At 36.5% G+C, this 9,980-nt stretch carries 10 protein-coding genes; 2 read left to right on the top strand and 8 right to left on the bottom strand.

The annotated features are described in order from the left end of the window. Positions 1-7 precede the first annotated feature (7 nt). The 5 genes from Q0K80_RS01460 to Q0K80_RS01480 all read right to left on the bottom strand — a co-directional run bounded on the left by Q0K80_RS01460 (position 8) and on the right by Q0K80_RS01480 (position 5,444). Positions 8-400 carry a DUF1149 family protein gene (locus Q0K80_RS01460; RefSeq protein WP_294602097.1) on the bottom strand — a complete coding sequence of 131 codons (393 nt, stop codon included), beginning with the start codon at positions 398-400 and terminating at the stop codon, positions 8-10. A gap of 1 nt (position 401) precedes the next feature. Further along, positions 402-959, bottom strand: a complete 558-nt coding sequence (locus tag Q0K80_RS01465) for a tRNA (cytidine(34)-2'-O)-methyltransferase (RefSeq protein WP_294602100.1) — start codon at positions 957-959, stop codon at positions 402-404. A gap of 42 nt (positions 960-1,001) precedes the next feature. Continuing rightward, complete coding sequence (locus tag Q0K80_RS01470) at positions 1,002-2,213, bottom strand: AI-2E family transporter (RefSeq protein WP_294602103.1); 1,212 nt, start codon at positions 2,211-2,213, stop codon at positions 1,002-1,004. 13 nt (positions 2,214-2,226) lie between these two features. After that, a complete protein-coding gene (locus tag Q0K80_RS01475) occupies positions 2,227-2,607 on the bottom strand; it encodes a PTS glucitol/sorbitol transporter subunit IIA (protein ID WP_294602105.1) in 381 nt (126 codons plus the stop codon). A gap of 80 nt (positions 2,608-2,687) precedes the next feature. Further along, the gene (locus Q0K80_RS01480; protein ID WP_294602108.1) at positions 2,688-5,444 is read right to left on the bottom strand and encodes a cation-transporting P-type ATPase; all 2,757 of its coding nucleotides are present in this window, start codon (positions 5,442-5,444) and stop codon (positions 2,688-2,690) included. A gap of 165 nt (positions 5,445-5,609) precedes the next feature. On the opposite strand from Q0K80_RS01480, the gene Q0K80_RS01485 reads away from it, so the two are divergent. Then, a complete protein-coding gene (locus tag Q0K80_RS01485; protein WP_294602111.1) occupies positions 5,610-6,644 on the top strand; it encodes a lactonase family protein in 1,035 nt (344 codons plus the stop codon). A gap of 65 nt (positions 6,645-6,709) precedes the next feature. Here the strand turns inward: Q0K80_RS01485 and Q0K80_RS01490 are convergent, their stop codons facing one another. Genes Q0K80_RS01490 through Q0K80_RS01500 form a run of 3 tightly spaced genes read right to left on the bottom strand, consistent with a single transcriptional unit; the run spans position 6,710 to position 9,016 of the window. Further along, positions 6,710-7,594 (bottom strand): RluA family pseudouridine synthase, encoded by an 885-nt coding sequence (locus tag Q0K80_RS01490; RefSeq protein WP_294602114.1) that lies wholly within the window; start codon positions 7,592-7,594, stop codon positions 6,710-6,712. After that, positions 7,581-8,387, bottom strand: coding sequence for an NAD kinase (locus Q0K80_RS01495; protein ID WP_294602117.1), 807 nt, complete (start codon positions 8,385-8,387; stop codon positions 7,581-7,583). Before Q0K80_RS01495 ends, Q0K80_RS01490 begins: the two co-directional genes overlap by 14 nt. After that, entirely contained in the window at positions 8,387-9,016 is a 630-nt protein-coding gene (locus Q0K80_RS01500; protein ID WP_294602119.1) for a GTP pyrophosphokinase family protein, read from the bottom strand. Before Q0K80_RS01500 ends, Q0K80_RS01495 begins: the two co-directional genes overlap by 1 nt. Before the next feature lie 338 nt (positions 9,017-9,354). Here Q0K80_RS01500 and Q0K80_RS01505 point away from each other — a divergent pair. Continuing rightward, on the top strand, positions 9,355-9,980 hold a 626-nt coding region (locus tag Q0K80_RS01505), incomplete at its 3' end, for a CYTH domain-containing protein (protein WP_294602121.1).

Consider the following 9,980-nt stretch of genomic DNA (forward strand, 5'->3'; position numbering starts at 1 on the left):
TCAATAGCTAAAAATTAGCTTGGAAGTTCAAGTTGACTGGTTTATCCAACGTAATTTGAGTAACTTGATAAGTTAACGTTTCAATATACTCAACTAAAGGTCTACTAAGCAATTTGTAATCACTCTTACTAAGATCACTACCATCACCAAAGTAATTTTTGATTTGAACAATTTGGCTGATCATCCCGCTTACTGAGAATTCCCCTGGAGCAGGTGCCACGTCAAAAATGATGGTAATGTCAAAATAATTACCATCTACTCCTGCATCTGTTGAGCCATCATCATTTTGTTTTTCAACTTTTTTAAGGCCAAAATTAACTTGATCTTTAGTTTCAGGTTCTTCATTAATATCGTAGTGAAAATTTTTTACTAACACTGGTGTTTCTTTTTCAAAGTCCATTTTAATTTCCTCCCAAATTTCTTTCATAGCGCTCAGGACGATTGTAGTTATCTTTTAACTTGTCATTTTCATAATGATGAGAAGTTTCCAGTTTAGGAAAACCTTGTTGACGTAATGCTTCAAGCAAAACTATTGCCACTGAATTAGCTAAATTGTAACAACGAATATTATTTGACATAGGTATGCGCAAATTACGTTCGTAATATTCTCGCATAAAAGTTTCAGGTAAGCCAGTAGTTTCCTTACCAAATATGAAGTAGTAATTTTTGGAAGAATCCGTGTAATCTACTTCAGCATAATTTTCAGAAGAAAATTTAGAAATAAGATAAAGCTCATCCTGTGGTCCTAACTGCTTCAAAAAGGCATTAAGATCATCATGAAGTCGCACATCAACTTTATCCCAATAATCAAGCCCGGCTCGTTTCATTTTTTTATTATCAATTTGAAATCCTAAGGGCTCAATTAAGTCAAGAACTGTATTAGTACCAGCACATGTCCGAGCAATATTACCCGTGTTTGCCGGCATTAATGGTTCATATAACACTACATGATTTGTCAATCTTTTTTCTCCTTCAACATAAAACTTCTGAACAAACTAACCTTATTCCTTATTTTTTAAATCAGCTTTTTCTACATCTTGCGCAGCAATTTGAGTAGTTTCTTCGTCCTCATCTTCTCTAAAAACTTGAGAAACATTACGATAATAATTATAAACACGTAAAATGATGATTTTTAAGATTGCATAGATAGGAATACCAAAAATGACACCCCAAAGTCCCCAAACAGCACTAGAACCAATTAACAATAAAATTGTAGTTACCGGATGCATTTCCATCTTATTACCCATTACGAGGGGACTGATAATTCTTGATTCAATTGTCTGTTCAATTGCAAAAACAATCAAAACTTTAATGACCATGGGAACTGAAAGCATGATCGCAATTACAATTGCAGGGATAAAGGAAATAAATGTACCAAAATATGGGATCAGGTTAAGTAAACCACTTAAAACAGCAAGTGCAATGCCATATGGCAAGCCTACTATACTATAGCCAATGGCAAACATAATTCCTACCCAAAAGGCAACTGTGATCTGTCCCCTGATATACGAAGCTAAAGCGGTGTTAATATCATAGAGCAGTTCACCAAAACTTTTTTGCCAGCGCTTAGGTGCAAATTGGGTTAGATAGGGCCGCAAATTATGGGCATCTTTTAACATAAAGAAGAGAATAAAAGGTGCTGTAAGTAAAGTCATAACAATTATAGTTACTACACTGATTGCTGAGGAAATATTGCTCAAAGCAGTGTTTATGGCTTCATGACCAGATTTGAAAAGCATATCCTGCGCGCGATTAATAGCATCATTAATATTGCCTTTTACACTATGAAACTGTGGTTTGCTCAGTGCCTCTTGTACAGCATTACTTGCATCCTTCCAAATATGCGGCCAATGTGCAATTAACGAATTAATTTGACTTTGAACAATTGGCAATAAAGTATTCACAATCCACACCAGCAAAATTGCCACAAGCAGAAATAGTCCCAAGATCGTAACCAGTCTTGGCACTTTAAATTTCCGCTCCAAAATATCTACCAGCGGGTTCATGATGTAAAATTGAATCAAAGCAAGCATTAGTGGTGGCAAGATTGCACTCACGAATACTTTAGCAGGGTTTAAGACAAATGAAATTTTGTTGAACAACCAGATTACAAGGAAGAACAACAAAATGTTTAGTAATGCAATACTAAACCGGTTATTTAAAAACCATTTTTGAAATATGGTTCTTTTTTTATGTTTTTTTTCAACTTCCATCAAATCATCCTAATCAAATATGTTCGTAAATTATATCATCGCCAACGTTAAATTCAGGCAAAGTTTGCTTGTCACCTAATGTAAGATACACAGCATTTGCCAAGGGATTTTTAGACTTTTTCTGATTAAAGAAAAGTGTGGCGTGTCCCAATGCCTTCATATCACTGACAACCATTGCGCCAACATAATCAGCTACATAAGTTTGACCATCAATTGTAATTGTGTCCCCTTTTTTCAAAATAAAACCAGTCAGTGGCGATTCAGGGTCAAATTTTTGAATAATTGAAACATCTACCAGTTCAGCTGTAACATTTTCACCAAATAAAATCACCATATTGCTCTTAGGCTCTATAGCTTGTTTACCAATTTTTGTAATAGTTGCTGTCCACTTCATAATTTGTTCTCCTTAAGCTTTAATTTTAGCATAACAAAAACCGCTTAACTAATATATAAGCGGTTTTATTTGTTAGTTCTTTATTTCTGATGGTAAAGAAGCCATTTTTTAATTTCATCAATTATAACTAATGGGATAGGCAAGCAGAACAGGAATAACCAGTCAACAGGCAATAATCTCGTTGTATTGAATAATTGTTGCAATCCTGGAGTTACAGTTAAAGCTAAAAATAGCAGTATTTCAAAGATAATGCCATACCAGATATTGCGATTACTAAAAATGCCTTTTTTGAATAAAGAAACTTTGTTTGTTCTACAATTCAACACATTTGCAATCTGAGTAAAAATAATTGCTCCTAAGACCATTGTGGTTGCACGCATGTAGACTGGACCGTTAGCTGCCAAAGGTACATGAGGCCAACCATTTTGGAAATTAACGAAGAAGTATGCGCCAATTGAAATAGCACTGGAAATGAGACCATACCACAAAAATGCTTTGATTATTACGCTTCTATTAAGCAAGTGCTCATTGCGTTTACGTGGTGCCTGTTTCATGACATCTGGATCAACTGCTTCTCCACCAAGTCCTAAAGCTGGCAACATGTCTGTTCCCAAATCGACTGTCAAGATCTGCATTACCGTCATTGGTAAAGGAATCATACCTCCTGAAAACAGGAATAAAATTGAAGGAAAGGCTTCCGGCACATTTGAAGTTAGGATATAAGTCAAGAACTTACGAATATTGCTATATACTGCCCGTCCTTCTTCAATTGCGGCTACAATTGAAGCAAAATTATCATCAGTCAATATAATATTAGCAGCGTCCTTTGCCACGTCTGTGCCAGTGAGACCCATTGCAATACCGATATCAGCTTGTTTCAGTGCAGGGGCATCATTAACTCCATCACCGGTAGAGGCGACAATTTCACCGTTTTCCTGCAAGGTCTTAACAACCTTGTATTTTTGTTCAGGAGCGACCCTGGCAAAAATCACTTCTCCTTTTAGTGCTTCTCGCAAATCTGCATCACTCATATCTTCGAGCTCGTCACCAGATATGACCCGCGCCTTGTCTGAAGTCAAACCAATTTGTATAGCCACTGACTTAGCCGTTAGCTTGGAGTCGCCAGTAACCATAATAATCTTAATCTTGGCTTGATGACACCGTTTAACAGCATTATAAATTTCTGGACGAGGAGGATCACTCATCGTAGTCAAACCAACGAATACCAAGTGTTGTTCAGCCGTTTCGATAGTTAACTTAGCAACGTCAGTATTCTCTTTTTCAACAATGCGGTAAGCCATCGCCATACTGCGGAAACCCTTGGCAGCATAATCAGCATTGTATTTTTCAGCACGCTTTTTATCCTCTTCAGTCATAGAGCGAACCTTACCGTCAACTTGAATCTGGTCACATTGCTTAATTATGTCACTGAAAGATCCTTTAGTAAAAATAATATACTGACTGTCGTTCCAACGATGAATGGTTGACATGCGTTTACGGTTAGAGTCAAAAGGCAATTCACGTAAACGAGGATATTTAACCAGAACTTTCTGACGATCAAAGCCTGCTTTTTCAGCCATAATAATTAAACAAGCTTCAGTTGGAGTTCCCAAAATTTTGGGTTTACCCCCTTTAACTTTGCTGGGTTGAACCGCAGTATCATTATCTAAAGAAGCTATCTGTACCAGCTTATGCAAGTCGGGATTTTCTTCGTACCACAACTGCTTTTTATTCAGTTCAATCTGACCATTATTAACATAGCCGTTGCCCGTAACCGTATATTCATTTTGCGGTGTCCAAATGTAATGAATAGTCATTTGATTTTGAGTTAAAGTACCAGTTTTATCTGAACAAATAACTGTAGTTTCGCCTAAAGTTTCTACCGAATTCAGTTCCTTAACTAAGGCATGCTTTTTAGCCATGCGCTTAACTCCTTGAGCTAAGCTTAAAGTAACAGTTGGAAGCAATCCTTCAGGAATAAATGCAACAATCATACCTAACGCAAAGATAAAGGCCTTGCCAAAAGGATATTTGACAAAAAAGATTGCCGCAATTAAGAATAAAACACCAATTGAGACCGCAATTATTGATAATTGCTTTGTTAGTCGATCTAACTCTTGAGTCAATGGGCTATCAACCTTATTTTGCTTTTGCGTTAGCTGCGCAATTTTACCAAATTCAGTATCCATCCCAGTGGCAAAAGCGATAGCACGAGCAGTACCAGATCCAACTGTTGTTCCGGAATAAACTAAGTTTGCTTCCGCATAACTGCCTTCGCCTGGAGCATATTCTGTAGTTTTTGATTCTGGCACGGATTCACCATTTAACGCACTTTGATCAACCTGCATAGAACTGGCAGTAATCAGTCTGGCATCAGCCGGAATGGCATTACCGGCCTGAAGAATAAAAACATCTCCTGGAACCAGTTCTTTGGCATCAATCTGTGTTTTTTTACCATCACGGATTGCTTGAACATAGGTTGGCAACATATTATTCAAAGCATCTGTCGCTCTTTTAGCAGCTCTTTCCTGCCAAAAACTGAACAGTCCGTTAATGATATTGACCATCCAAATGGAAATTCCTAATTCAAGCGTCCCACTAAACATGGCTACGGCACCTGAGATCCACAATAAAATTGCCATCATACTAATGAAATTCTTAAAGAAAGTTTTCCACTCGGATTCTTCCTCAGATTTTTTAATTTCGTTACGACCATATTTTGCCAATCTTGCGGTTGCTTCAGCAGAAGTTAAGCCTGCCGAAGATGAGTGAAGATTAGTATAAACTTCAGAAATATCATTCTTAGCGTATAGCTCTCGAATTTTATTTTCTTCCATTTCCAACATACCTCTTGTTTAATTTTTTTGTTTTTATACTAATAAAGCCGGCACCATACTTTACCACTTTTTAAAACGATAAAGTCACTCAATATTTTTACAATTGCGTGTCATGCTATACTATTTATTGAGACAATTATAAATGAATTTGGAGGCTTTTCAAGCATGAAATTATTAATTGGCGGATACACCAAAAAAAAGTCAACGGGAATTTATGAGCTGCCGCTTACTCCGGCTGCTAATGGCGTAGAAATGCAAATGGGACCAGCAAAAGAAGTAATCCAAGTTGGTGGACCTACTTATTTTGTTCAAGATGGCAACCTCATTTTTACAATTAACAATGCTGGAGAAAAAGGTGGAATCAGTTCTTTCGAGTTAGTTAATGGCAAATATTCAGAAAAGGACTCTTATTTAACCCCAGGATCTTCACCAGCCTATATTGGAATTAACCGCGAAAAGAAATTATTATATACGGCAAATTACCATACAGCTGTGCTCAGTGTATTTTCATACGATGATGAGGGTAAACTGACCTTTTTAGATTCCGTAACTCATACGGCAGATACTCTTGGTCCCTGTCCAGAACAAGCAGATGGCCCTCACCCCCACTTTTTCGATCAAACACCACAAGGCAATTTAGTGAGTTGTGATCTAGGCAACGACTGTGTTGACTTTTACAGTTTCAAGAATAATAAGCTGAATCACCTGGCTAAATATCAAAACGAGCCAGGTTTTGGCACACGCCATATTGTATTTAGTCCTGACGGTAATTATTTTTATGTTGTCGGTGAGCTTTCAAGTAAAATTAACTTAGTTAAGTTCGATGAAGTCCACTGGAATTTTAAAAACATTGCTACCTATTCAACTATTCCTGATGATTTTTCTGACCACAACGGCGCAGCTGCCATAAAAATTAGCCATGATGGTAAATTTATTTACACTTCCAACCGTGGTCATGATACTATCACTGTTTTTGCAGTTAATGATGATCATACCCTGCAACTACGTCAGAGAATTTCAACTTTTGGTGAATTCCCTCGTGATTTTAACTGGGACAAAGATGAAAAATATGTGGTGGCAACCAACCAAAATTCAGATAATGCCACTTTATATACACGAGATGCCGAAAATGGTTGTTTGACCCCAGTTCAAAAAAATATTTTTGTTCCCGAAGGTACTCGCGTACTTTTTAGTGAATAAATTTTGCAAAATAAATAAAAGAGTTGTCTAACACAAGACAACTCTTTTATTTCTCTACAGACATCTTAAAGACTATGCCATAATTTTTGCATATCAGGTGCATCAGGTATTTCAATACTAATTTGCTGACCTTTAGTAAATGGATCAGGAAAGCCCAAATAAAAGCAATTGAGCGCCTGGCGTTTAAACTCATCATTAACGCCATATAGAGGATCGCCATACAAAGGATGGCCCAGATATTGCATATGTATGCGAATCTGGTGAGTTCTGCCGGTATATAGGCGCAATTCGACTAAACTGGCCCCACTTTTTTGAGCAATCACTTTATAAGCAGTTTTAGCATTCTTGCCAGTGAAATCAATGCTGCGCACAATTGAGGTTCCTTTTCTGCCAATAGGCTGATCTATCACTCCTGTCAAGTCTTCCGGGGCAAAATTGCCATGAACTATTGCATGATATTTTTTAATAAATTGAGATTTATTAATCTGACTAAAGCGAGCATGAGCGATAGCATTTTTCCCAACCAGAACTAGACCCGAAGTATCTCGATCGAGCCGCGTCACTATGTGCGGTTTTACGTCAACCTCTTCTTTACTGTTAAAATAACCTAAAACTTGGTTAACCAAAGCATTGTCATCATAACGAGATGGAATTGACAAAATGCCAGCTGGTTTATTCACTACCAAATAATTTTCAGTTTCCCGTACCACTGCCAGCGGCTTCTTTGAAGGTACCAACCACGGATTGACCTTCTCTTTCCCAGGAATAAAAATCACTTCATCACCTTCATGCAACAGGTAGTTGGTGAAGCGCCTTTTATGATTTACCAAAAGCATGCCACCAGAATTTTTAGCATTATTCACTGCTCTTTTTGAAAAACCATTTTGCAGTAAAAAAGCTCCTAATTTCTTGGGAACTTTGTCTTGTACAATTACTTTAAATAGTGTCATCTTTATCTCCAATAAAGGCGCTCTGAACACGAGACCAAAAATGAGTATGCCCAAAGCGATCAAAATGAATTTCCTTGCTAGAAATGCGGTATTCAATTTGTTTAGCATTGCGTACATTAATGCGGTGACCATCAATAGTCAAAACGCAGTGATCAACATTTGGTACGACAGTAATCCACTGCTCAGGTGCCAGTACCATTGGTGAAGATAATGACCTGAAAATCCGGTTATTAATTGAAGCGATTTCTGCCATTTGTAAGGCTTTAAGTCTTGGGTGAATCACAGCACCGCCAAGTGATTTATTATAACCCGTTGAACCGGTGGGAGTTGATATACATAAGCCATCTCCCCTGAAATTTTCAAATAATTGATCATCAATATAGACTTTTGCTTCTAATGTATGCGATACCCGTTTGACGGCAGATTCATTCAAGGCCAAAAAATGTTTCTTTTCATTGGCTTCTGTTAAAAGTTCTACTTCTAAAAGCGGATAATTGGCAGATTCAGGCTCTCTTAAAAGTAATGCATCTACCATTTTATCAACTTCTGGACCACGCCAATCAGTGTAAAAACCTAAATGCCCAGTGTGGATGCCAATAAAGCGAATGGAACTGATTTGATTTTCATAACGGTGAAAAGCATTGATTAATGTGCCATCGCCTCCGACAGTAATGACAACATCGGGGTATTTGGCATCAAAAACAATGCCTTCTTTAGCTTCCAACAGTTTTCGCAAGTGCGCCACAACTTTTAGCGTTTCAGGATTAGTGTTATGGGCAATTGTAATTCTCATTATTTTTCCTTACCCTTATTTTTGGTAAAAACCTTTTGGGCTTCCTGCACTTCATCTTTTATTAAAGACATTTCTTCATCAAGTTTATATGCTGTTTCTGCGGTAGATTTTAGTCTTTTAGAAATATCTTTTGGATAAGAACCCTGATATTTATAATTTAAAGTGTGCTCAACAGTAGCCCAAAAGTTCATAGCTAAAGTTCTAATTTGAATTTCCGCCAGCAACTTTTTGGGACCAGTTGGCAAATAAACCGTATAAGAAATTACCATATGGTAGGAGCGATAGCCCGAAGGTTTGGCATTTTTAACATAATCACGTTCCTCAATGACTTCCATATCATCACGTGCATGTATTAAGTCTACCACCTTATAAATGTCATCGACAAATTGACATACAATCCTAATACCCGCAATATCCTGCATATCAGTTTCAATTACATCAAAACTGATTACACGACGTTTCATCTTTTCTTTAATTGAATCGACAGTTTTAACCCTGCCAACTACAAATTCTATCGGGGAATGTTCCCCTTGCGTTAAAAAACTTTGTCTTAAAGAACGAAATTTCACTTTCAATTCTCGGACGGCCTCTTCATAAGGCCATAAAAAATTATCCCAATCATTATTCATAGAAATAACCCTTTCTCAAACAGCATATCCATTTTAACATAAATTATATGATAGCAATTTCATATGGCTAATAGCCTTAATAAAAGAAGCCGTTTTCTCTATACATCATATATAATCCCTTGTTTGATAGGGTTTTTTCTTGCATATTAAAGCTTTTAAGATTATGATAAATTTATTAATTTCAGTATAGCCTATACTTTTATAGCTTTGCTGTCTTTTCTATAATTACGCAAAAACTGGAATTTTGACAATATGTCAATAAAAAAACTATACTTTCTTAATTAGTAGCATAGAATAAAAAAGTAAATTCTATCACTGAAATTGGATGGGGAATTATTATGTCGAAAAATAATGAAATTGAAGCAAAAATTATCCTGCCAAAGACGATCTATCACAAACTTTGTCATGATTTTGCTACAAAAAGTTGTTTTAAACAGGAAAATTATTATTTTGATACCAAAGACGGTTTGCTAAAGCAAAATCATATCAGTTGTCGCATTCGTCTTTTTGCTGATCATGCAGAACAAACACTCAAAGTCCCAAATGATGACCCTGTGCAGCACAAGTTTCATGAAGCAATAGAAATTAATGACGTACTAAAACTAGATGAAGCTAAAGCAATGGTCAAAAATGGAACCCCAAATTTACCGATCCGTTTTAAATACAGCATAGGAGACTATCTGAACAAGTACTTTTCAGACCAATTAAAACTCAACTTGCAAACTTTCAGTAAAACTAAACGTATTTTAGCAAATGGTCCTGAAAATTGTGAATTAACATTTGATGATAGTACCTATCCTGACAATTATGAGGACTTTGAAATTGAGATTGAAAATCCTAATCCGCAATTAATTGCACAAGTTCTGTTAGACTTAAAAAAGAAATATCATTTTACACAGAATTCTGCTAATACTAATCAAGCAAAAATTGCACGCGCTTACAAGCATCGTGATAAAATAAATTT

Source organism: uncultured Lactobacillus sp., assembly GCF_945290125.1.
Classification (GTDB): domain Bacteria; phylum Bacillota; class Bacilli; order Lactobacillales; family Lactobacillaceae; genus Lactobacillus; species Lactobacillus rizhaonensis.

Excerpts from the sequence above, each read along its gene's own strand:
- Q0K80_RS01460 (WP_294602097.1), bottom strand. The coding sequence starts at position 400 with ATGGACTTTGAAAAAGAAACACCAGTGTTAGTAAAAAATTTTCACTAC.
- Q0K80_RS01490 (WP_294602114.1), bottom strand. The coding sequence starts at position 7,594 with ATGACACTATTTAAAGTAATTGTACAAGACAAAGTTCCCAAGAAATTA.
- Q0K80_RS01485 (WP_294602111.1), top strand. The coding sequence starts at position 5,610 with ATGAAATTATTAATTGGCGGATACACCAAAAAAAAGTCAACGGGAATT.
- Q0K80_RS01495 (WP_294602117.1), bottom strand. The coding sequence starts at position 8,387 with ATGAGAATTACAATTGCCCATAACACTAATCCTGAAACGCTAAAAGTT.
- Q0K80_RS01470 (WP_294602103.1), bottom strand. The coding sequence starts at position 2,213 with ATGGAAGTTGAAAAAAAACATAAAAAAAGAACCATATTTCAAAAATGG.
- Q0K80_RS01475 (WP_294602105.1), bottom strand. The coding sequence starts at position 2,607 with ATGAAGTGGACAGCAACTATTACAAAAATTGGTAAACAAGCTATAGAG.
- Q0K80_RS01480 (WP_294602108.1), bottom strand. The coding sequence starts at position 5,444 with ATGGAAGAAAATAAAATTCGAGAGCTATACGCTAAGAATGATATTTCT.
- Q0K80_RS01500 (WP_294602119.1), bottom strand. The coding sequence starts at position 9,016 with ATGAATAATGATTGGGATAATTTTTTATGGCCTTATGAAGAGGCCGTC.